Source organism: Methanococcoides alaskense (assembly GCF_027594145.1).
GTDB lineage: Archaea > Halobacteriota > Methanosarcinia > Methanosarcinales > Methanosarcinaceae > Methanococcoides > Methanococcoides alaskense.
This window is the reverse complement of record NZ_JAQFFK010000001.1, coordinates 313,763-335,764: the sequence shown is the minus strand read 5'-3', so window position 1 is coordinate 335,764 and position 22,002 is coordinate 313,763. Positions and strand designations below refer to the sequence as shown.

Here is a 22,002-nt window from a genome sequence, read left to right as displayed (position 1 = left end):
GATCTTATGATCAATAACAGAGAAATAAAAGAGATAAAAGATCACTTCAATAAGGGCATATGAGCCAATTATAAGAGAATACCACCTTTTCGGTAATTCTCATCCCCCATAAGTCCCCAAACTCGCTTCGTATTATAGACTCCCACACCCATTTACTATATTGGTTTATAGGTTAAAAACGATTACGATTAAATACTTAATTATTTTAAAAGGTAGTTATTTCCTTGTAACTATTATTCGAAATTAAAATGAAATGATAGCTTGAAAACACTAATGGATAGCTGAAGAGAAAATGCTCCCATTTCCTTTTTTAAATTTTCAAAAATTTGAATAGAAGTACCATTTTGCACCTTAAATCATCTCAAGAAAATAACACAGTCTTATATTTTTTAAGTAATGTACACTTATATTGATCAATGGATCTTGTCGGTTATTTCATTTATTCATTTATCACATTGTTCGTCATTATGAGCCCAATTACCGCAGTAATTACATTTATAACGCTCACCAATGATCTGACCCTGGGTGAAAAGAATGTAATTGCAAAGAAATCGGTTGCTTTAGCTTTTGTCATTGCCGTATTTTTCATGTTTACGGGAAACATTATCCTGGATGTTCTTGGGATCAGTCTTGATTCACTGAAAGTTGCTGGTGGCCTGTTACTTATTATGATAGCTTTTGAAATGATGCAGGCTAAGACCTCAAGAGAAAGCATTACTGATAAAGAGATGGATGAATCTTCTAAACGTGACGATATCTGGATCTTCCCAATTGCAATGCCTATACTAACAGGTCCTGCCACCATAACAACAGTCATAGTTCTTACAGAAACCGCTGGATTAGTTCAGCAAAAAACGCTCATTATGCTCGCATTGGTACTAACTTATTCAATAACCCTGGTAACATTTCTCTTTTCCAGGAGAATACACAAAAAAATAGGATATAATGGAATGCTGGTACTTACCAGACTTTTTGGTCTGTTCCTAGGTGCAATTTCAGTGAGTATGGTCGCCAGTGGGATATGGGGAATTTATTTGAGTCTGAATCCACTATAAATGTAACCTCCGAGATATTTTGGAAAGATCGATGTTGATTTCTATCCTGAATCTTTTTTCTTTCACCAATAATTAGAATTATTTTTCAACTTTCATTTATATAGTCAAACGTTACCCCACTGAATAAACAATTCGGTGGACCTACAAAAATTGATGGAAATATCCGGCATATGTTATCAATTCTGTTACCATTTTATATCTATTAGTATCCAATCATGGGGTCAAAAACCGTTATCAATCAATAAACCAACTTTCAAGAATATATCATAACACAGGAGAAATGAAACATGTCAAATTCACAAATATTATCAACAGAAGAGCTTTTTGCACTCCCAAAGAATGAATTCATTAACAGGTGCAAAGAATGGTGTAATGAGTTCAATGATGGACAACCTATGAAAACAAATGAAGATAATCCATGCCCTGTTCACGCATGGGTAGCACTTAATGGGAAGAAATGCGCTCATGAGACCGTTGCCAACATTGCACAGTGTCCCGTATGCGATCAACCAATGTGCCCGGATTGTATGAATCATAATGTACACCAACTCTCAAGAGTAACCGGATATATATCAAATGTTAGTGGATGGAACGCTGCAAAAAGGCAGGAACTTAAAGACCGGGTGCAATCTGATATAAAATGATGTGATCTACAGATAAAGGGACAATTGGGGGGCCTATTTATCAATCTGTTTTCTAATTCATTATGATCACATTCGAATTAGATATATCATCAGAATATTCATTGTGCTCTCTAACATATCCATTGATTTCAGAGATCAAAATAAAGGAAAAAACCAAATGATCAAAGCACAAAGTTTAAACTGACATACTCATATATTTTTGAATGGTAAATATAAATTATTTATTACAGAAGATATTTGTCCACAATTAAATGTTGAGTAACTAAATGTCTGTATAAGACATAGATACCAACAGAGTGGGGGGAAAAGATAATGATATCAAGAAATGCAAGTAAAGCACTAATGGTGATACTGTCGGTGCTCATAATACTAACATCCGGCTGTGTTGAAGACGAAGGGGAGGTCGGATCAGAGCAGCTATTCGATCAAAGTAAACTGAATGTTATCGAGGTCACAAATTTGCCAGTAGTGGATGGTGAAGTGGATGATCTATGGGTTGATGCTCCGGAACTGAACGTGCCGCTTGGTGAGACATACGATACACAAGACCCTGAAAGTATTACCGACTGTGCTGGATGTCATGCCTATGACAGCGACACAACAGTTACACTAAAAGCTCTTCATGATGACACTCGTCTTACCGTCTTGGCGACCTGGCCTGACCCAACAGCAAGTTTCACCCGCGGAGGTTCCTGGTCATTCATTGATGGAGCATGGATGAAACTGAATTCGGAACAATCCGAGGACCGCATATCTTTCTTCTGGCCTATCGGAGAGATACAGGGCGAACCTTTTGATACCGGGGGATGTATGGCTAAATGTCATATGTATTATCCAACGGACACTGACCCTCATGTCAGTACCCATGGAATCATTGATGATTCATGGTTAAAGGACGGAAGAGCGGATATGTGGCATAGTAAGGCAGGAAGAGGAACAGGGCTGACATCGACCACAACCTCAGACCTTACGGTAGATCCAGATTCTCATGAGGTTGTTGCTGGAACTATCTCTATGATCGGGTATGCTGATGACAAGTACGTTGATGTTTGGGCAAACGATACCATCAATGGAGAAGATGGTGGCCGCTATGGTGATGACGGTACCAGTGCATATTCGCATAATCGTATTGCTGATAAGTCACGTCCAAAATACATGGAAAAGGACCCTCTCGATTTTGCTGATGCCATGGTCCTAACTCAAGCAGAGATCGATGCGGGCGAGACCATCGGAAATGAAGACACAGGCCTTAGCGATGAAGATGCCGTCACTTACTGGCCTAACTATGAGGTTTTGGATGCCATAGTTCCAGAACGAGTCCTCAGGACTCCAGACAGTAGCCGTGCTGACATACAATTTGGAGCTGTGTGGAAAGATGGGATATGGACTGCTGAACTAGGAAGGGACCTTATCAATGCCAACGAAGATGATGTTCAGTTCAATACAAGTGAAGAACATTTCTTCGGGGTTGCCATATTTGATAACTCCCGGCATGGTTATCAGCACATGACCTCCCGGATGTATTACATGAAGTTCGTCTGAGTTCTTCATTTGATACGGATCGTTGAGAGGATGTGGTTGTGCAAAGGCGATCACTTCCTCCTTTACTATTTAGTTAAGAACTGTGCTCTTTTTGCTCCTCAATAATATGCAGCTTCGAATTCCAGGACGAAGTCTAACCTTATATATACTTTAAAGAAAAAAATAGAGTATAGTGATATTGTGGGGGAAAGGCAATATTTGCTTTAAAGAGGGGGAATTTACAATTACAAAAGATCCAGAAAAGATTCCAGATGTAAATCGATCGCCTCAAAAAGACTTAGTGAGTGGTGAACGTATTGCAGGAACATCAAAAAGCGTGTGTCCTGAATGTCTTGTATAGATTGCCAGATAATACTGCGTGAGAACATGGTCTTCTTGCGTAACCATTGTGTGGACCATGGTTCTTTCGAAGTCCCTGTATATTCGGATGCCAATGATTATCTGGATGCGATAAAGCACAACAAACCCGGTTCAAAACCCTTGCACCCAACTCCTGTTTCCAAGGGCTGCCCTCATGATTGTGGATTGTGCGAAGACCATCAACAACACACATGTGTAGGGATCATAGAGATAACTGATATGTGTAATCTGAATTGTCCGGTTTGTTTTGCAGATTCAAAAGGACTTTTTACACTGCCTTTTGAAAAGGTAAAGGAGATGATAGACCTTTACGTTGAGCATGAGAAGGAACCCGAGGTACTTCAGATCAGTGGAGGTGAACCTACATTACATCCGGATATCCTTGGGATTTTGAAATACATGGGCCAAAAAAATATCCTTTATCCGGTCCTGAACACCAACGGCCTAAAATTTGCTGACATGGATTTTGCAAAACAGGTAGCATCCACCGTACAAAATGATGTATCTGGAGTCGGTAAGCCAGTCATATATTTTCAATTCGATGGGTTCGATAACAAGACCTATACAGCCCTTAGAGGAAGGCCACTTATCGATATAAAATTGAAGGCGCTTGAGAACTGTGAAGAACTGGGGTTAACGGTTGCTCTGGTAGCTACCATTGTCAAAGGAGTAAATGAGCACGAGATGGGAGCTATTATAGATTATGTGCTGGGGAAAACAAACATAAAAATGGTCAATTTCCAACCAGCTACACTGACAGGAAGGTATGAACTGGATAAGAAGATAGAAACAGCGCTTACAATTCCTGAAGTGTTACATGAGATCGAGAACCAGACAGGAGGTCTATTGAACAAAAAGAACTTCATTAGCATCCCCTGCCCCCATCCAACCTGTTCAGTTTGCTCCTATGTTTATAATCATAAAGGAAAGAACATCTCGCTGACCAAATTCCTGAATTCCAGTGCCTGCAGGGATTATCTTGTTGACCGCACGATTGCAGATATTAAGGTCACTTCCAAGATAGAAAGATCGATCAATGCTCTCAATATGGTCATGTCCAAAACAAACAAGTGTTGTGGCGATGGTGAACAAAAGTGTGATTGTACATTGTTTCAGGGCATGGTTTCAGATACCGGAAAAATAATCGATAATGTAACCCTTATCTCGGTCCATGCATTTATGGATGAATTTAATTTCGATCTGGAAAGGGCAAAGAAATGCTGCATAACAGAGATCCTTCCTAACGGACAGATGATACCATTCTGCGTATACAACATCCTCTACAGGAAAGGATTGACCGAACAGCTCAGGAACGTGTATCATAACGAGTTCATGAACATTGGCGATCATACAAATTAAACCGGGGGTTGATTATGGATCCAATAGAAATAAAAAAGATGGTAAAACAAGGTTACTCCGAAGTTGCAAGAACCGGATCATCCTGCTGTTCAACGAAAAGTCCATGTTGCAGTTTGAGTGGAGTAGCAGAGGAAATAAGCAAGAATATCGGCTATTCAGAGAAAGAACTTGATGAGATCCCGGAAGGTGCAAACCTCGGTCTTGGCTGTGGGAATCCCACTGCATTAGCATCTTTGAAATTGGGTGAGACTGTTCTTGACCTGGGTTCGGGTGCAGGCTTTGATTGTTTCCTTGCAGCCTCCAGGGTGGGAAAGGAAGGAAAGGTCATAGGTGTGGATATGACACCGGAGATGATAAAGAAAGCCAGAGAAAACGCCTCAAATGGTGGCTATACGAATGTGGAATTCAAGCTGGGTGATATTGAAGAGATACCCATTGCTGATGCTTCCATTGATGTTGTGATCTCAAACTGTGTCATCAACCTGACTCCTTCAAAGGACAATGTATTCAGGGAGATATTCAGGATATTGAAGAACGGTGGACGTTTCATCATATCGGATATGGTTCTTTTGAAAGCCATCCCTGCCAAGATAAAAACATCAGCAGAGGCCTACATTGGCTGTATTTCGGGTGCGATACTGAAGGACGATTATCTGGATACGATCAAGAATTCGGGATTTGAGGATATTGAGATAATGGAAGAGACAAACTATCCTTTCGAACTGATCGTTGAAATGGTATCTCCTGATGAGATGACTGCAATACTGAAGGATATGGAACTTTCCATGGAAGAAGCAAGAGAGATGGTTGAATCGGTAATTAGTATTGAAGTGCGTGGAATCAAACCATTCTGATCTTCGGTTAGCTGCTGTATCCTGCTTTTCAGGCAGCTGCTGAGCAGGCAGGTTTTGGATTACTTGAGTTGGAGAACCTTGATGTTGCAACTGTACTGACAGCTTCATTTGGAAGCATTGAGAGTACTGGCAAGGACTAAAGAACTGGTTTACACAAAAATTGATAAAGCAGAAAAATAATGGTGACATAATATGAACGAATTAGATGCAATAACAACTGAAGCACCTGAATGTATAGAGTGTAAACATTTCATCGAATCGATTGGTAGGCCCGCATGTAAAGCATTTCCATATGGTATTCCATCAGAGATATGGCAGGGGTTCAAGAAACACCATGAATCATACGAAGGTGACCATGGACTTTGTTTTGAAGCTATTGTTCAAAATTAGTGAAAATTGTGGAATATTGAATTTAATTCTAAATTTTGATATTGAAGTAGTAATGAATAAAGTTCTTTTAGAATTTTACCTACTTCTCTACCGTACTTAAATTCTTCTTACCTCTTATTATTTTCATCTTCAAGAACTGATTTTAATGTCCATCCCTTGGCAAATTACTCTTAGCATTGTTGATACAGCACTAAATGATAAGCTCGCAGTTATTCCGAAATATCACTTTATTTTTGTCTATCCTGATAAGTCCATGGTGCAAGGAAAATTATCATAATTTCCTTTTTGTGCTATTTTTTAGTATTAATTTTCCATGTGTCTCGGCGTTCTTTTCCGAATCCATGCACAATAAGGTAAAAATCCCGCATTAATTATCGCGCCAAAAAATAAAGAATTTATTCCATATTTATGTACTTACGTATAAATCGCCAAAGCATAACTAAGCTAACAACAACAACAACTCCACAGAAAAGAAATGGAAACAAGAATATATATATATTAAAAGCAAACAAAAATAGTACTGCTATAATCATACTATCAGGTCTATGTGAACCTTCTATATGTACGATATAATAGGTTAAAACTCCCGATAAAAATAAGCCAATTAATAAAACACCATTAATGATATTGGGTAGTAATTCTGAGTAATCTTCGTTTTTCAAATAAGTGTGTATAATAATTACACTTATAATTAATATTACAAAACTTTGAGCTATAGCTCCAATTTGGTTATCTATCAAAGAACTATCCATAGTAATTATAATTGCGGCAAATATTGAAATTAAAAATGAAACAAAGGCAATGCCTTTTTTATAACTCATAATTGCATAAAGCAATTTAGCATATAAATCTCTTTTTAATTATTATATGATTGATTAAAGATATTCAAATTCTGCGTCAAAAAATAGTTATATAGTTTGCAATATAACCATCAGTTAAGAGCAAAAATATTACAAAAGGGGTTTCAGGCTTTCAAATATCTTCGTTTTGAGTTCCTTTTCAACTTCTATAATGGTATCCGAGATAGATGTGAGCTTTTCAGGATCCTCTGCAATTTCATTCAGGATATTCGCTTCAACCCAGATATTTGCGCTAAATTGATGCCCCCTTGGTTTTACCTCTACAAAATAACGGGTCGAACCAAGTGGTTCTAAAATTTCACTTAATTTAGAATGTATATGCTTTTCCAATAGTGTTGAACGTTTCATAGGTCTGATTTCCTTTATTCATTTTATAGCGGTTTAGACAGAGTCTCTACAGAGTCCTTATTAATTAAATAAAATTCTCTTTATAGGCCTATATATGTTCGATATAAGCCTGATTTAACTTGTACTCGACGGCTGACAACTGTTTACACATTAAAACTCATTGATAGTATTGAGATTGATCCTGAGGATTATGAAGTGACCCACATGAGCCATACTATACATCCATGTCAGATGAAAAAAGTCAAAGATCATTTTAATAATGGGTATAGGAGCCTTTAATCAGAGAATACACATTAAAGTGAATTCTTTCCCCATAAGCCCCAAGCTCGCTGCATATCATACGACTCCCACACCCAGGCAAAGTATTGTCCTGTAAGTTAAAATCAATTACGGCAAGATGTTTAATTATTTTAAGATATATTTATTTCCTTAACTATTATTCAGAAATGAGTAAGGGGATGGGTGTGAAAAGGAAGGTGATGAGTGAGTTTAAAATGGACAAGAATTCGGAAATGGAGCATGAATTGGAAACTATCCTTGGAGAACTCAATAATAGAAACTGCCATTTTTTTGCATATATACCTATCTGCAACGAACAACTGAAGAGGAATGTGATAATGATTGGAATAAGGACATAATTTATGAAGAAAAAGAAGTTTTAGATGAGTTCTAAAAGAGCAAAAAAGAAGTTTTGGGGGGTGGGGGGTAATGCCCTTAAAGAACTCGCTAAATCCACTAAACTTCATGCATCTATAAATAGATTTCCACATAGAATAATCGAAGAGGAACATGTCAATGATCGAAATAATAGCACAACCCGGTCTGCAACACCAGTTCCCGGGATCAACTGCTGATATCGTACTATATAGAGGGGCTACCGGCTCTGGAAAATCGTTTTGTGAACTGATGGAACTCACGCGACACATCAACCACAAAGAATTCGGTGCCGTCATCTTCCGTGCAGGTACGTAATGAAGGTGGCCTGTGGGATACATCCGAACTGATCTATCTGGAGACTTGGCGTAATCCCAAAAGAATCATTCCTCGAATGGGAGCTTCGCTTAATTCATGAGATAGGTTATGAGATTGGAATAAGGCATACTATGGAGGAGGGATTTGTTATGCATCCTTGTAGTCATAAAATAGGTAAAAGATCACTTTGATCATGGGCATGGAAGCCATTTATCAGAGAATGCCACCTTTAGTGGAATTCTCGTCCCCACAAGTCCCCAAACTCGCTCTACGCCATATAACTCCCACACCCATGTAATATATTGGTTTGTAGGTTAAAGCAGGTTACGTCCGAATGTATAATTTATTATACAAGATATATTGTTTTAGAGAATCTGATAAAAATATAAGCACTGAATTGTAATTTATTTTTGTAAAATAAGCAGTAAAATAAAAAGGACTCACAAAAAGAATTTCGCAGTCCCTCCTTTTTTAATATTCACAATACCTGATCGTTACGATCAAGCAGACTTATCCCGCAAAGGGCCTCAGCAAATGTTATTGTTAAAGATAGGATCACGCATCGTGTGAATTAACGAGAACATCTTCTCCCAGGACCTTTCTTTCTGTTTCACGTTTTGAGTGCTCGAAACGTTCTTGCATTGCTGGTTTCTTTCCACCCACCCATTTGTCCATAATAACACAGGTAACAAGGTCCCCGGTGACGTTCACGGATGTCCGGCACATGTCAAGGATCCTGTCCACTCCAATTATAAGTGCTATACCTGCAGTGGGGACACCGACATTGCTCAATATCAAAGCAAGAATAACGATACCTACACCAGGAGTAGAAGGAGTACCTATGGAAGCACCTACCACGGTGACCATAAGCAATAGAAGAGCACCAAAACTAAGCTCCACACCAAATACCTGTGCCAGGAAAACTGCTGCTATACTCTGATAGAGAGCTGTTCCATTCATGTTTATAGTTGCACCCAGCGGGATGACAAATTGGGAAATGGAAGGTCTCACACCTAATTTATCCTCAGCGGTCTTGATTGACAAAGGCATGACAACAGCAGAGCTGGATGTTGAGAACGCAAGTAACAATACCTCCCTTACAGATTTCATGAAATCAATCGGCCCCCTTCTTGAAACAATGAAAACTACCAGCAGGTAAAAGACAAGTAGCAACAGGAGCCCTAAAAGTACAGTCCCTACATACACCAACATTCCCATAAGTGCAGCCACTCCAAGGTTCAACGTGAACTTGCTGATAAGACCAAACACAGCAAACGGAGCAAGTAACATGCTCCATCGTACGATGGTCATGCTTACTTCCTGGAGTGAACCCAGCAGGTCAAGTAGAGGTTTTGATTGTGCAGGTGATATGGATACCAGAGCCAGACCTATTATGACAGAGAAAACCACCACCTCAAGCATCTGTCCTGTAACTAGGGACCCGAGCGGATTGGTAGGTAGTATGTTCGTGACCATACCAGGAACATCTGCAATGCCAGGGGTTGTGGTACTGATCTCATTGACCTGAGTTATTTCCGATCCCATTGTGCTCTGGACCAGTTCACTGCTGATATAGCTACCCGGATTTATAATTAAAGCAAGTGTCAGACCGATAAGTATGGCAATTGCCGTGGTCGCGAGGAAATATGCAACCGTACGCAACCCTATCAATTTGAGCTGCTCTATATCCTCACCTGAAGCTATACCCCGGATAATAGATGCAAAAACAAGAGGAACAACTATCATCTGCAATAGTGCCAGGAAAATATAGCCAGGTAGCGCCAGCCATTCACCAATTGTATATGAGACAGTTTGATTCACCAATCCTGTCGATGGCCCGAGTACCAGGCCGACAATGATCCCAAGAAACATCCCGATCATGATCTTTAGCCAGAGTCTTCCCCTAACTAACGACTGCAGCTCGAAGCTAAGGTGTTTCAATGAACGTGGATGTATCAAAGTAAGTGGTTCGGGAATATGGTATCTTTTTGACATATTGGCAAATTGAATTGTCTGTTCGTTTTTTAGATATTAGTTATACGCACATGGAGAAATATTTGTACTTAAATAATGATTTATCTCTTTATGCCCCCCTCTAATAAATAGTTATTTTGTATAATTTAAAGTCTTTGAATTAAAGAACAACTGTAATTTAGTAAAGCATGAAAAGAAATTAAAAAATGCATTGTTAATTAAACATAGCTAACTCTTTATTTCTGTACTTCATTAAAAGAAGAACAGAGTACTTCAGCATTTCAAGACTCTTAGTATAACACTTTGACTTTATTCTCAATCTTGCCAGAAAGTGCCTGAATATGATGAGATAATGAACACCAATGCCAAGGGTATGTTCCTCTGCACAAAATACGCCCTTCCAAATATTCTTAAAAGCGATTCAGCCAGAATCGTTAGCATATCTTCTGGTGCCGGAAATGTGCCTCCCTAATTCAAAAGTACCGTCAGGCTCATCGATAGAATTCTACAGTCCACCTTTCTAAGAGAGATGGAGGGATTCCCATATTCAAGAACAGAAAAGAAGCAGGAGACAAGCTTGCCATAGCCCCTGATAAATAAAGGAAAGAAAAACCAATCGTCCTACCATCCCGCAGTCATTTAATGAAATCCCTGTTTAGGAGGATAGCTCCAAGCCTTCAAACTTATTCCCTTTATGGAACAGGTCTTATTTCGTTGTCCGCAAGCGTGGTTGTAGCATATCTTCGAAGAAAGTATATTGAGTAAAAGTTATCAAAAAGACAAAGGGATCTTCTCGATTTATTTATTTATTTATTTATTTATTGAAGCCCACGTTTGATACATTCATTATGGTTGAATAAATTTGGATGGGATAATTTTAAAATAAGCATCAAAAAAATAGGACTATCAAATAGAATTTGGTAGCCCGGCACGGATTCGAACCGAGGTTGCGGGATCCAGAGTCCTGCATGATTGACCACTACACTACCGGGCTGCTTAATGATTACAGCACCTACATTGCAAACCTATTTAATAAACCTATCGCTTGGGAATTATAAATCCTTAAGTAAAATTAGGAATTGTCCGGATTTTCACCCAGAATAGCGGTTTGCCACCATCTGGCAAGGTCCATAAGATCACGACTGAACTGACCGGAGAGACGATATTCATTGTTTCTGTTTGAAATAAGACCGGCACCAAGAAGCTTATTACGCATTGAATAGAACGAAGCACGACCAACATCTAGCTCCTTGATAAGATCCTCCCATTCGCTGGTCTTGACCGGATTGCCACTTTTTTGCCTTTCTTCGACCATCATCAGGAACTTCTGCCCACGCATAGCAGTGGCATCTTCCTGAAATAATCGCCGCATTAGACTGAAATAAGGATCTCTTGAACGAGTTATGCGTGCATTTGCATCGGAACGTATGACTATAGTTGTAGAGGTCCGAGGAGCATCTTTTACTGATACCATGATCGATCAAAGCCGACTGACCGAAGGATCAGGATAAAGCGATTCCTTTAGAATTAAGTTCAGCTTTTAAAAGATCGGCATACTCTTCCTTTAAAGAGTAGACGATCGGGGTCTTGTAAGACTCCTTGTGAGATCGTAGAATACCAAGCTTTGAATGGATATATCCTACCATAGAAGCTACTGCGCTCCTGGAAACATCGTACTTTTTAGTAATGGCCTGGTGCAATTCATCTACTGTGGACTTTTTAACACTCAAGAACACAGATAAAACATAGCTCCGAAGTCCATTTACATCCAGCTCAATGAACTTATTAAGCCGGTCCTTAATTCTAGATCGAATAGATGCCATGATAGAATTCTCCCCAATAAAACAGTAAACCTATTATGCAGATGACACTATATATATGTTTGCGAACTGATTCCTTCATAATAAGTAAGCCACAATACCCGCAGCGAGATAGTACCATGAATATACCGGACACAACAAAATACACCTACGACCATAAGAAGAAAACACTTCACATCGAGCATCAGATACCAGCTACTGAGTCCGAAGAAAATGAAGTAGGTACCTGTTCTAAATGCAGATCGCCCATTGTAAGCCTGAGCTATCATGCCATTGACAAGGAATTCATAATCGTAGGTAAGTGCACTAAATGCGGAAAACTCACTGCAAACATTTACGATCAGGACTGGAATTGGGTAAGCGAAATACCTAACTCTCACTTTTCCGGGTATGTTGCTAAAGCAGGAACTCCAACCCCCATGGAGAATGAGGTAGAAGATGGCCAGCAACTATCAGGCATAGAGCTGCTTGAAAGCATTCCAGATAAACAATTGCATACCGTTTTTTCATCCACAGAGATCACTGCCATGTTCGCACGTGCAAAAGGAGAAAGCTGCGTACGACAATACCTCTATAATGCAAGGAAGAAATATCAGAAATTCGAGGATATTTTTGGATTTAAAATAGAAGTATAATGTTTAGTATATACTTTTGCGTAAGTTTATTTTGTTACACAAATTTAAATTATCCTGCAAGTAACATGTTTTAATTACATAAAGAATATTTGACGGTAAATAAATATGTACGAAGTTATTATTTTAAAAATTATAACTTCCCATATATAAATAAAATACATTTTAAAATCAACCACTACATAAATATAATATTATAAAAGACATTTAAAACATATTTTATTCGCATAACAAAATAAATAAAAGTAATACCAAATCAACTTTTTATTTGAACATAGATAACTAGTGCAAAAGGTACCCTATAAGAAGCAAGGAGTTTTCAAAGCTCCACCCATACCAGTTAGAAGTTAAAAAGTGCATGAAACACATAGCTAATTGGGACCAAAAAAGACATGCATCAATAAAAAAGTGAGAATAATAGCCCCACGAAATGAAAGAATGTGAAGAAAAACGGTTGCAAATGATCAAAAAATAAAACTATATCAGAAATGGCTCGACTTTTATCAAGATCCAAAACTAATCTCGATTTTGTAACCCCATTTAGTAAAGCCAAATGGTTATTACAGAGTCTATACGTACGGATGTCCGTAAAAGACCACATATGCATTTCTTGATATTATTTTGTGTAGAATGGGGGGGTTGTAGGTTGTAAACCGTGTATTCCCATAGAGTTTGTAATGAACATGTTGAGATAAATATAGCATTTGTGCAGACTTTACAACCTAATTCTATAGTATATAAGAATAAGCAAAATCTCCATAAATTAAGAATAATCGAATCAATATGTAAAACATAGCCACATATTGAAAGAAGTTAAACCAATTACGCTTATAACTATAAGTAATAATTATTCCAATCGCAATAACTCCGAGTGATTATTGCACTATGCGTACTAACCATTTTTAGAGCTATGACCTATACACTCAGTACGTTGAAAATACCCTAAAACACATAGGCAAAATTCGCATAATATTTTTACAAAAGTAATAATTATCAAGCAGAAATAATTATATTCGAATTAATTAAAGTCGAGTAAATAATAAGTGATTATATTTAGATGGCATTATTTAAATAGGCATGTGCTTTGTCAAATTTTCTGAAAATAAGACCACCATTCCAGAAATAACCGAGATAATCAAATAGGTTACTTAAAAAATAAAGCTATACGGTAATTGATTAATATTACTAATTCGGACGATTTTGAGCAAACTGAGAGCCCAACATAAAAAGAATTATTAATAATAAATAAACCTCTTTTTGTGAATGCTACTTATTATTATCCTTCGATCACCCTTAATTGAGTCATGGTCGTTTGCAATTCATCACATATTTCAACCACCACATTTAACATTACAGATTCAGGAGATACAACTCCAGATCTATCAAGGCTTGCTCCATTAGGTCACGTTCAACTTCCGAGATATTGCTTTTATCGTGCCTGATATTACCCACCATGCCAGACCAACCCATAATGGATTTTTAAGGAATTGATTGTTTTAACACTGCCAAGATCAAACTGCAACCCGATAAAATGATAAGATCCCCATCATTAAAAGTATCCATCAGGATTCCGAACTTCAGATGAGTCACTTAATTGTTAAAAGTTGCAATTTCCAGACCGTAAAGTGCTGCCCCGATCTTAATTAAAAAGACCAGAAGCAAGGTTATAAGCCCCACATACTGCCCAGGATACCAATAAACGTTATTATTACGTCCATTATGACATTAGGAGTAAAATATGCTTATCTCTGGTACCAATGCGATTAGAACGTGGCATCACGATTGTTGAACCATCGAAATCCCCAATAGATCCACCTTCAGCAGCCATAGCCCCCATCCAGCGACCCATTTAAGCCATATTGCCCTTTATTTTGCCAATATACTTCAGGTCACCGGCAATAAGACCGATAGCATAAGCAACAACGGGCAGAAGAGATCTTTACAGCCCCTTCAGTTTTTGGCAGTTACTTTCCAGAGGCTATGGCTTCACGACCCATGCATAATAGTCATTTTTATGTTGTATGATCATAAATCATGCAGTATTGAAAACTATAGATACATTTTTTGATGTGAGAATTATTACATTATTTTTACCTTATTGTGTGCGTGCCAGGAAAAGAACACCGGGACAGCTGGAAAATCCCAACCAACCAATGGCACAAAGAGGATAATCAAATGATTTCCCTTGCATCGATTACTACCAGGACACACAAAGAGTAAGTGATATTCAGGGATAAATGCGAGCTGTCCACCTGTCCCACCCCCACCATGCCAGCCAATTTATCACGATCTGACCGGCTTTATGCCAGAATAGTACAAAGTATTCCCAGTTTGCCAGTATTGCATCATGGCAGGCCATGTGGCCCCTGAATGAGATCAATCACATTACAATACTAAACCACGAGAACATTGAACCAATGCTCATATTGAGATCCATAAACTCACTTTGCCATTTTGATCGTTTTAGTATTATACACACCTGCAACAGTAGTACTGCCAGGATGTCCACAGACAACCCAGCCCTCACGATCGACCCATGCGATTTTTCGGATAATTCGCCATAAATCAGGAATAGGAGATAATCAAAGCAACATAAATGTTTTTTATTAAAAGGAGCCATACGAATATACCCCATATTGAGTCATATAATTTGCTGGCTTGTGCGAAAATGACCAGAGATCCATAGGCAATTGCACAAATATTTCTATAGCATTCCACATACAAGTATGCCATATAATAAGCAGTTAATAGTATATTATAGATAGTAAATAAAGAAAAGGACATATTTGTATATGATTATTAAAAAGAATATAACTAGAATGATATTAGACATATTACATTTTAAAATATTAATAATAAGTAATAAAAATAAAATAATATATTTATGACTAAATTGGAAAAAATAAGGTTAAACACATTACAAAAAAATAGGAATACTTTGCTATGCGAATTGACATATTTTTGAGGTACCACTTATACACTATGCGAACCGAAAATGGATAGAAACACATAGGCATTTTTCCAGGATTTTGGTAAGACATAATATGAACCATTGAGATCATAATCTCAATTATATTAGAAAATGGCTTAATCAAAGTAGAAGATTTAAAAAAAATGTAGGGCATTTTTATTTAAACGTGGATATTATATTTAATTTTATGCCTTGATTTTTATAAAATTGGATTAAAGTGTATTGCTCGATATATATTAACAAAAGAACATATTATAAAATATATATGCAATAATATCGCAAACCTAGTCAATCAAATATTTATGTACAGAAGTATACTTTTAAAAATACATAGATAATACAGTATTATATATTATAGTTAAAAAATAATACATATTATAATGAACAATGCTAATTATGCATAAATAGAAGTATATAATTAATAGCACATATTTGACAATTTTATAAATAAAAATACTTTGAAATATCTTGCTGAAAAATGAGTGTAGATACATAATTGATACTAGAGAACACTCAATGGGAGTCCCCCACAAGACTCATTTCAGGAAGCTGCTAAAATGACCATACAAGGCATCTCACAACAGCAAGGAACTCACTCACCCCCAAGAGCAAGAACGGAAGTAGTTAATCGAACATAAAATCAAAGACTTCGTCACAAAGGCCACAGCAAACCTTTTATGACCAGCAGAAAGTGAAACCCCGGGATCTTTTAGATAAAACTCCCAACATCATTTATGGCGTCAGTACACACAGAGGAACAACAAAGGTTACAAGCAGAAGAACAGACATCAATGCCACTATTTCTTAATATCATTACTGTCCCACACATTTAAGCATCGTACACAGGGATAAAACCATATAGCGATAAGTCAACATTCATATAAGGCTTCTTTCTAAAAAATAGAAGTCAAATAAAAATGATTTGGGGAAATCATGACAAACAATGATAAGGGTACTAAGAATAGATTGATCGATGAAAAAAATCCATACCTTTTACAGCATGCTAACGACCCTGTGGATTGGTATCCATGGACAGAGGAAGCATTTGAAAAAGCAAAAAGTGAGGACAAGCCAATATTCCTCTCCATTGGATATTCAACATGCCATTGGTGCCATGTGATGGCAAAGGAATCGTTCAGGAACAAAGACGTTGCTAAAATGATGAACGAGACTTTTGTCAGTATCAAAGTGGACAGAGAGGAACGCCCAGATATCGATTCAGTATACATGGACATCTGCCAGAAAATGAACGGCAGCGGAGGATGGCCCCTTACCATTATAATGACCCCGGAGAAGGTCCCGTTCATTGCAGCCACATACATCCCCCTCGAAAGCGGGTTTGGAAGAAAAGGAATGCTCGAGATCATCCCATGGATAGAACATCTGTGGAAAGAAGAACACAATAAAATAGTCGAACAGACCGAGCTGCTAAAAACGGCCTTATCCGAAAAAAGTGAGAGCTCGCATACCGAAGGAGTAACTGAAGAGATCATCCATAGAACTTACACATATCTTGCAAATAATTTCGATAACGAAAATGGAGGATTCGGAACCTCGCCGAAATTCCCATCCCCCCATAACATATCATATCTTCTACGCTACTGGAAAAGGGCAGGGAACCCAACAGCCCTGCAAATGGTCGAAAGAACATTGCAGGCAATGAGAAAAGGCGGAATATATGACCACATCGGATTCGGATTTCACAGATATTCTACAGATAGCTCATGGCTCGTCCCGCATTTCGAGAAGATGCTGTATGATCAGGCATTGCTTATCATTGCATATACGGAAGCCTATCAAGCAACCTACAAAGAAGAGTATTCGAATACAGCAAATGAGATCATTGAATATATCATACGGGATATGACCTCACCTGATGGCGGATTTTATTGTGCCGAAGATGCTGACAGCGAGGGAATGGAAGGTAGGTTCTACACATGGGAACTTTCGGAAATTGAGAGTATATTAAGCCGTGAAGACCATCCTATCTTCAGAGATGTTTTTAATGTTATACCTGAAGGCAATTTCCTCGAAGAAAGTACGCATCAGCCTAGCGGAAAGAACATACTACACCTGGAGAAAGACCTGGAAAGTATTGAAAAGCAATACAACATAACACGTAAAGAAATAGATCACATAATAGAACGATGCAGGAAACAACTATTTTTCACACGTGAAAAAAGGATACACCCTTCAAAGGATGATAAGATATTAACAGACTGGAACGGACTGATGTTAGCAGCACTCTCGATCAGTGGTCGCGTAATGGGCAATAAAAGATACATTGATATTGCAAAAAGAAACGCCGACCTGCTAATATCCGAGCGTATGAAGGAAAATGGTGAGCTCTACCACAATTATTCCAGCAACAAAGAACCAACAATTGGGTTCCTCGATGACTATGCATTCTTTACATGGGGACTGATAGAACTATATGAAGCTACTTTTGAGGTCACTTATCTCGAAAAGGCTCTGCAACTTACAGACTATATGATCGAGAATTTTAAAGACAAAGAAAATGGCGGTTTCTTCCATACATCCAATAAAAATGAGACTTTGCTTTTCAGAAAAAAGGAGGTATATGACGGAGCTATTCCAAGCGGAAATTCAGTAGAACTAAACAACCTCCTCAGACTTTCAAAGCTTACCGGCGATCCCAAATTAAATAGTGAAGCAATAGATACGTCAAATGCTTTCGCATCCACAGTAAATGCCATGCCGTTTGGTCATACACATTTCATCGCAGGCCTGGGTCTTGCATTCGCCCCCTCTGTGGAAATTGTGATAGCAGGAGAGCTTGATTCCGAAGACACACAGCTTATGCTAAACAACATCAATCGAGAGTTAATTCCCGGAAAAACAGTTATTGTTAAAAGCGAAAAAAATGAGAAGGAACTGGAAAGAATAGCACCATACACATCCACACTTAAAACACAAAATCAAAAAGCAACTGCTTATGTCTGCCAGGGTCATGAATGTGCGTTGCCCACAACAGATCCCAAAATAATAGTAGAGATCTTGAAAAAGCTCCATAATATCCAGTGATGATCCTATTAGAAACGTTTATTTAAAAGCAGACCACACATTTAATAGGGGTATTAAATGTACGACATTAAACATTCCTATGGCCTATTTATTGCATTAATCATCACATTGGTCCTGATATCCGGATGTATTGGTACTGAGACGGACGAGGGAACTGAACCTGAAGAAGTTATAGACTGGAAAGAAGTAGAACTAACAGATACCATAACCGGCGACACTTTCAAAATAAGCGATTTTGAAGGACAAACGGTGATGTTAGAGACTTTTGCAGTCTGGTGTCCAACCTGCTTACAACAGCAAAAAGAAATGGAAGAGCTTGCAGGAATAAAACCTGGTGTGATCCATATCTCCCTTGATACCGACCCTAACGAAGATACGGAACTCGTCAGAGATCATGCTGAAAAGAATGGATTTGACTGGTACTTTGCAGTAGCACCCATTGAAATGACAGAGTCTTTGATAGATGAATTCGGATTTGTAGTTGTCAATGCGCCAAGTGCTCCAGTAGTACTCATTTGCAATGACCAGTCCACAAGACTGCTGGACAGAGGACTAAAGCAATCAGATGAACTTATAATGGAGCTAGAGGAGGGATGCTGATAAGCACTATCCTTCCTTTTATCACGGATATATTTATCTCTTTCACACTTGGATTACTGACGCCACTTACAGCAGTTTGCGTCTTACCATTATACCCTGCATTTCTGGCATACCTTTCCAACCAGATGTCAGGGAAAGAGAAAAATGAGAAGCTACCGATCATCTTCGGACTAATAATCAGTGCTGGAGTTATCCTTTTTATGGCACTCCTGGGAATATTGTTCACCACAATATTGCAAGTCTCACTTACAAAGGTCATCGGAATAATCTCACCGATCGCATTTGGCATACTGTTCATCATCAGTATATTATTGATACTTGATTTTGATATAGGTAAATTTTTGCCAAGAACCAACATTTCAAACAACAGAAGCCCAATCATAACAGCTTTTTTATACGGATTCTTTTTCGGGGCCATCGTAGTCCCATGCAATCCTGCATTCATTGCAGCCCTGTTTGCTAAATCCCTCACAAGTACGGGCTTCCTAGAGAATTTCCTGAACTTCATTGCCTTTGGAATTGGATTGAGCTTTCCATTACTGGTCTTCTCTGCAATATCAACAACAAAGAGCAAGAGGCTCATCAGATTCCTCGTAACCAACAAAAGAAAGATAAACCTGTCGGCAGGCATCATGATGTTTGTCATATCCGTGTATTACCTTGTATTTGTATTCAGAGTACTGGAGAAATTACTATGAACACCTTAAAAAAGATAGCAGTATATTCATGCATACTTTTCCTGATCCTGCCGTTAGTAGCAGTTGCTGAAGAGGAAACTGCCGGGTCGATCGAAAAGCTGCCCGAACTTATTAAGATGGAAGAAGAAACAGGTATAATGGTCACAGAACTGGGAGTGAAATATATTGTAGATCCAAATAAGATCACATCAGGAGGTCCACCCATGGACGGGATACCCTCTATCGATGAACCTGAGTATGTAACTGTTGATGAAGCTGATAGATGGATACAGGACAATGAGCTGGTTCTGGCACTCATCTACAACGACACTAAAAGAGTGTACCCCCTTCAAGTGATGGTCTGGCACGAAATTGTCAATGATCACATAAATGGTGAGCCGATCCTCATAACATACTGCCCACTTTGCGGATCAGGCATCGCCTATGAAAGAACGATCAACGGAGAAGAAGTTGAATTTGGAACCTCAGGAAAGCTATACAATTCAAACCTTGTGATGTATGATAGAAATACAAATTCATACTGGACACAAATAGGTGGGCAAGCGATTGTCGGAGAGCTTACAGGAATGGAACTGAAAGCAATTTCCATAGAAACGGTTGTCTGGAGGGACTGGAAAGTAGCACATCCAGATTCAGAAGTCCTCTCACAGGATACAGGGTTCGACAGACCATATGGTACTGACCCATATGGCAATTATTACGAGAACAGTTTTGTGCTATTCCCAGTGGAGAACAGTGATGACACGATCCACCCCAAAACTGTCATTTTCGGCATCGAAGTGAATGGAACTTATCAAGCATATCGTGAAGAAGACCTTATCAATTCCGGCACCATAAATGACACCGTCAATGACATTGATATCTTTGTTGAAAGAGATGAAGCAGGAATTGTCAGAATAACTGACCTGAAAACCGGTGACGAAATTATAAAAGAAAGGGATTTCTGGTTTGCATGGTATGCATTCCATCCGGAAACAACAATATACCTTCCAGAAGGTTTTGAACCTGAACTTCCAGAAGAAGAAAAAAGCACACCTCTTGGAATTGTGGCGCCGGTAGCTGCAATATTATTTGCATTGGCAGCCAGCAGGAAAAGAAACTGATGAAGGGATAAAACTTCTCGAACAGGGAAAATAGATTAATGAATATGTCGAAAAAGGTGCCTATGGACACCAAAGAGCTTCTTGCATCCCTGGAAAAGGATGCAAGGAGACTATCTAACAATGACATTATGAAAGCACGTTCATTCATGCTCAATTACGTTAAGTTCCTACCAGAGAAATATAAAAAGGCCTATTCAACGGAATTATTTAGTTATTACTATGAGACTTTTATGGAAATAAAGGGCTTAAGATCGAATCCTGCGAGAGAAGAGATAGATGCTGAAACATACAAAGAACTTATCAAAAATTACGAGCAGCAAGTTAGTGAGGATCCTCTCGAAGCTTACTTTCAGAGATTTATGAATGTAGTAACACCATACCTCATATTCATCGCAAAAAAACCGTTACACCCCGTAGGTATGATCTTGCCGGGAGGAATGACAATAATGGAACTGAACGGTGAATATTATTGCCCTATCAAAAACAAGCAAAAGGAAGTTGACATTGCCCTTTGCAAATATTGCATTTGCAAGGACAACGAAGAAGTTGCAAAAACAGATGGAGATATGTGGTAAAAGCTTTAGATATTAGCTCCATCCAATAAACGTTTGAAATATCCGGTAGTTTTCCCGGAACTATCGAGTTGACCATCAAACTTGATTAACTCCCAGCCATCAATACCAAGTGAATTTAGATCTTCCTTGGTAGTGTCGATCTTTTCCATTCGAATCATCTTAATATCATATTCCCAGCAAGCCATATGTTTTACCTCTTA

Annotated in this window: 22 protein-coding genes, 1 tRNA gene and 1 pseudogene; 14 read left to right on the top strand and 10 right to left on the bottom strand. The window is 38.4% G+C overall.

The window, feature by feature from the left end; all coding sequences use genetic code 11:
- The first annotated feature begins 416 nt into the window (after positions 1 to 416).
- The 6 genes from PBV53_RS01670 (at position 417) to PBV53_RS01645 (ending at position 6,204) form a co-directional block, all read left to right on the top strand.
- Positions 417 to 1,055, top strand: coding sequence for a MarC family protein (locus PBV53_RS01670; RefSeq protein ID WP_270095446.1), 639 nt, complete (start codon positions 417 to 419; stop codon positions 1,053 to 1,055).
- A gap of 287 nt (positions 1,056 to 1,342) precedes the next feature.
- A complete protein-coding gene (gene nrdD / locus PBV53_RS01665; protein ID WP_270095445.1) occupies positions 1,343 to 1,699 on the top strand; it encodes an anaerobic ribonucleoside-triphosphate reductase in 357 nt (118 codons plus the stop codon).
- 312 nt (positions 1,700 to 2,011) lie between these two features.
- Entirely contained in the window at positions 2,012 to 3,241 is a 1,230-nt protein-coding gene (locus PBV53_RS01660; protein ID WP_270095444.1) for an ethylbenzene dehydrogenase-related protein, read from the top strand.
- Between the two features lie 327 nt (positions 3,242 to 3,568).
- Positions 3,569 to 4,960 carry a radical SAM protein gene (locus PBV53_RS01655; protein ID WP_270095443.1) on the top strand — a complete coding sequence of 464 codons (1,392 nt, stop codon included), beginning with the start codon at positions 3,569 to 3,571 and terminating at the stop codon, positions 4,958 to 4,960.
- Between the two features lie 14 nt (positions 4,961 to 4,974).
- Entirely contained in the window at positions 4,975 to 5,814 is an 840-nt protein-coding gene (locus PBV53_RS01650; RefSeq protein ID WP_270095442.1) for an arsenite methyltransferase, read from the top strand.
- A gap of 192 nt (positions 5,815 to 6,006) precedes the next feature.
- A complete protein-coding gene (locus PBV53_RS01645) occupies positions 6,007 to 6,204 on the top strand; it encodes a hypothetical protein (RefSeq protein WP_270095441.1) in 198 nt (65 codons plus the stop codon).
- Positions 6,205 to 6,599: 395 nt separating this feature from the next.
- Here the strand turns inward: PBV53_RS01645 and PBV53_RS01640 are convergent, their stop codons facing one another.
- Together PBV53_RS01640 and PBV53_RS01635 are read right to left on the bottom strand one after the other, a co-directional pair.
- Positions 6,600 to 7,025: a hypothetical protein gene (locus tag PBV53_RS01640; protein ID WP_270095440.1), complete on the bottom strand. Its 426-nt coding sequence runs from the start codon at positions 7,023 to 7,025 to the stop codon at positions 6,600 to 6,602.
- Between the two features lie 129 nt (positions 7,026 to 7,154).
- Positions 7,155 to 7,412: a hypothetical protein gene (locus PBV53_RS01635; protein ID WP_270095439.1), complete on the bottom strand. Its 258-nt coding sequence runs from the start codon at positions 7,410 to 7,412 to the stop codon at positions 7,155 to 7,157.
- A 795-nt stretch (positions 7,413 to 8,207) separates the two neighbouring features.
- Here PBV53_RS01635 and PBV53_RS01630 point away from each other — a divergent pair.
- The gene (locus tag PBV53_RS01630; RefSeq protein ID WP_270095438.1) at positions 8,208 to 8,384 is read left to right on the top strand and encodes a hypothetical protein; all 177 of its coding nucleotides are present in this window, start codon (positions 8,208 to 8,210) and stop codon (positions 8,382 to 8,384) included.
- Positions 8,385 to 8,939: 555 nt separating this feature from the next.
- Here PBV53_RS01630 and PBV53_RS01625 read toward each other — a convergent pair.
- Together PBV53_RS01625 and PBV53_RS01620 are read right to left on the bottom strand one after the other, a co-directional pair.
- Positions 8,940 to 10,379 carry a dicarboxylate/amino acid:cation symporter gene (locus tag PBV53_RS01625; RefSeq protein WP_270095437.1) on the bottom strand — a complete coding sequence of 480 codons (1,440 nt, stop codon included), beginning with the start codon at positions 10,377 to 10,379 and terminating at the stop codon, positions 8,940 to 8,942.
- Positions 10,380 to 10,572: 193 nt separating this feature from the next.
- Positions 10,573 to 10,710 (bottom strand): annotated as a pseudogene (locus tag PBV53_RS01620) (IS1 family transposase); the annotation flags it as partial.
- Between PBV53_RS01620 and PBV53_RS01615 the strand changes: the two are divergent.
- Positions 10,711 to 10,830 (top strand): SDR family NAD(P)-dependent oxidoreductase, encoded by a 120-nt coding sequence (locus tag PBV53_RS01615; protein ID WP_333482262.1) that lies wholly within the window; start codon positions 10,711 to 10,713, stop codon positions 10,828 to 10,830. It begins immediately after the preceding pseudogene.
- A gap of 446 nt (positions 10,831 to 11,276) precedes the next feature.
- Here the strand turns inward: PBV53_RS01615 and PBV53_RS01610 are convergent.
- The 3 genes from PBV53_RS01610 to PBV53_RS01600 form a co-directional block, all read right to left on the bottom strand.
- Positions 11,277 to 11,352 (bottom strand) — tRNA-Gln (locus tag PBV53_RS01610).
- A 78-nt stretch (positions 11,353 to 11,430) separates the two neighbouring features.
- Positions 11,431 to 11,832, bottom strand: coding sequence for a hypothetical protein (locus PBV53_RS01605; RefSeq protein ID WP_270095436.1), 402 nt, complete (start codon positions 11,830 to 11,832; stop codon positions 11,431 to 11,433).
- Positions 11,833 to 11,860: 28 nt separating this feature from the next.
- Positions 11,861 to 12,181 (bottom strand): DUF2551 domain-containing protein, encoded by a 321-nt coding sequence (locus PBV53_RS01600; protein ID WP_250868604.1) that lies wholly within the window; start codon positions 12,179 to 12,181, stop codon positions 11,861 to 11,863.
- Positions 12,182 to 12,297: 116 nt separating this feature from the next.
- Here PBV53_RS01600 and PBV53_RS01595 point away from each other — a divergent pair, with 116 nt between their 5' ends.
- Entirely contained in the window at positions 12,298 to 12,813 is a 516-nt protein-coding gene (locus PBV53_RS01595; protein ID WP_270095435.1) for a hypothetical protein, read from the top strand.
- A 1,714-nt stretch (positions 12,814 to 14,527) separates the two neighbouring features.
- Here PBV53_RS01595 and PBV53_RS01590 read toward each other — a convergent pair.
- Together PBV53_RS01590 and PBV53_RS01585 are read right to left on the bottom strand one after the other, a co-directional pair.
- Positions 14,528 to 14,659: a hypothetical protein gene (locus PBV53_RS01590; protein WP_270095434.1), complete on the bottom strand. Its 132-nt coding sequence runs from the start codon at positions 14,657 to 14,659 to the stop codon at positions 14,528 to 14,530.
- 378 nt (positions 14,660 to 15,037) lie between these two features.
- The gene (locus PBV53_RS01585; RefSeq protein ID WP_270095433.1) at positions 15,038 to 15,169 is read right to left on the bottom strand and encodes a hypothetical protein; all 132 of its coding nucleotides are present in this window, start codon (positions 15,167 to 15,169) and stop codon (positions 15,038 to 15,040) included.
- Positions 15,170 to 16,714: 1,545 nt separating this feature from the next.
- Between PBV53_RS01585 and PBV53_RS01580 the strand changes: the two genes are divergently transcribed.
- The 5 genes from PBV53_RS01580 (at position 16,715) to PBV53_RS01560 (ending at position 21,802) form a co-directional block, all read left to right on the top strand.
- Entirely contained in the window at positions 16,715 to 18,826 is a 2,112-nt protein-coding gene (locus PBV53_RS01580) for a thioredoxin domain-containing protein (RefSeq protein ID WP_270095432.1), read from the top strand.
- A 57-nt stretch (positions 18,827 to 18,883) separates the two neighbouring features.
- Positions 18,884 to 19,426: a TlpA family protein disulfide reductase gene (locus PBV53_RS01575; protein WP_270095431.1), complete on the top strand. Its 543-nt coding sequence runs from the start codon at positions 18,884 to 18,886 to the stop codon at positions 19,424 to 19,426.
- Complete coding sequence (locus tag PBV53_RS09630; RefSeq protein WP_369123341.1) at positions 19,420 to 20,124, top strand: cytochrome c biogenesis CcdA family protein; 705 nt, start codon at positions 19,420 to 19,422, stop codon at positions 20,122 to 20,124. Before PBV53_RS01575 ends, PBV53_RS09630 begins: the two co-directional genes overlap by 7 nt.
- Positions 20,121 to 21,227 carry a DUF3179 domain-containing protein gene (locus PBV53_RS01565; protein WP_270095429.1) on the top strand — a complete coding sequence of 369 codons (1,107 nt, stop codon included), beginning with the start codon at positions 20,121 to 20,123 and terminating at the stop codon, positions 21,225 to 21,227. Before PBV53_RS09630 ends, PBV53_RS01565 begins: the two co-directional genes overlap by 4 nt.
- A 62-nt stretch (positions 21,228 to 21,289) precedes the next feature.
- Positions 21,290 to 21,802: a DUF2115 domain-containing protein gene (locus PBV53_RS01560; RefSeq protein WP_270095428.1), complete on the top strand. Its 513-nt coding sequence runs from the start codon at positions 21,290 to 21,292 to the stop codon at positions 21,800 to 21,802.
- 5 nt (positions 21,803 to 21,807) lie between these two features.
- Here PBV53_RS01560 and sp36 read toward each other — a convergent pair whose 3' ends face one another.
- Positions 21,808 to 21,987 (bottom strand): Sp36 family protein, encoded by a 180-nt coding sequence (gene sp36 / locus PBV53_RS01555; protein WP_270095427.1) that lies wholly within the window; start codon positions 21,985 to 21,987, stop codon positions 21,808 to 21,810.
- Positions 21,988 to 22,002: the final 15 nt, after the last annotated feature.

Coding starts and splice junctions, on each gene's coding strand:
- PBV53_RS01585 (WP_270095433.1), bottom strand. CDS start 15,169: ATGGCCTGCCATGATGCAATACTGGCAAACTGGGAATACTTTGTACTA.
- PBV53_RS01645 (WP_270095441.1), top strand. CDS start 6,007: ATGAACGAATTAGATGCAATAACAACTGAAGCACCTGAATGTATAGAG.
- PBV53_RS01575 (WP_270095431.1), top strand. CDS start 18,884: ATGTACGACATTAAACATTCCTATGGCCTATTTATTGCATTAATCATC.
- PBV53_RS01595 (WP_270095435.1), top strand. CDS start 12,298: ATGAATATACCGGACACAACAAAATACACCTACGACCATAAGAAGAAA.
- PBV53_RS01660 (WP_270095444.1), top strand. CDS start 2,012: ATGATATCAAGAAATGCAAGTAAAGCACTAATGGTGATACTGTCGGTG.
- PBV53_RS01605 (WP_270095436.1), bottom strand. CDS start 11,832: ATGGTATCAGTAAAAGATGCTCCTCGGACCTCTACAACTATAGTCATA.
- sp36 (WP_270095427.1), bottom strand. CDS start 21,987: ATGGCTTGCTGGGAATATGATATTAAGATGATTCGAATGGAAAAGATC.
- PBV53_RS01580 (WP_270095432.1), top strand. CDS start 16,715: ATGACAAACAATGATAAGGGTACTAAGAATAGATTGATCGATGAAAAA.
- PBV53_RS01650 (WP_270095442.1), top strand. CDS start 4,975: ATGGATCCAATAGAAATAAAAAAGATGGTAAAACAAGGTTACTCCGAA.
- nrdD (WP_270095445.1), top strand. CDS start 1,343: ATGTCAAATTCACAAATATTATCAACAGAAGAGCTTTTTGCACTCCCA.
- PBV53_RS01590 (WP_270095434.1), bottom strand. CDS start 14,659: ATGGGTCGCTGGATGGGGGCTATGGCTGCTGAAGGTGGATCTATTGGG.
- PBV53_RS01615 (WP_333482262.1), top strand. CDS start 10,711: ATGAACACCAATGCCAAGGGTATGTTCCTCTGCACAAAATACGCCCTT.
- PBV53_RS01655 (WP_270095443.1), top strand. CDS start 3,569: ATGTCTTGTATAGATTGCCAGATAATACTGCGTGAGAACATGGTCTTC.
- PBV53_RS01565 (WP_270095429.1), top strand. CDS start 20,121: ATGAACACCTTAAAAAAGATAGCAGTATATTCATGCATACTTTTCCTG.
- PBV53_RS01560 (WP_270095428.1), top strand. CDS start 21,290: ATGGACACCAAAGAGCTTCTTGCATCCCTGGAAAAGGATGCAAGGAGA.
- PBV53_RS01630 (WP_270095438.1), top strand. CDS start 8,208: ATGATCGAAATAATAGCACAACCCGGTCTGCAACACCAGTTCCCGGGA.
- PBV53_RS01670 (WP_270095446.1), top strand. CDS start 417: ATGGATCTTGTCGGTTATTTCATTTATTCATTTATCACATTGTTCGTC.
- PBV53_RS01600 (WP_250868604.1), bottom strand. CDS start 12,181: ATGGCATCTATTCGATCTAGAATTAAGGACCGGCTTAATAAGTTCATT.
- PBV53_RS01635 (WP_270095439.1), bottom strand. CDS start 7,412: ATGAAACGTTCAACACTATTGGAAAAGCATATACATTCTAAATTAAGT.
- PBV53_RS01640 (WP_270095440.1), bottom strand. CDS start 7,025: ATGAGTTATAAAAAAGGCATTGCCTTTGTTTCATTTTTAATTTCAATA.
- PBV53_RS01625 (WP_270095437.1), bottom strand. CDS start 10,379: ATGTCAAAAAGATACCATATTCCCGAACCACTTACTTTGATACATCCA.
- PBV53_RS09630 (WP_369123341.1), top strand. CDS start 19,420: ATGCTGATAAGCACTATCCTTCCTTTTATCACGGATATATTTATCTCT.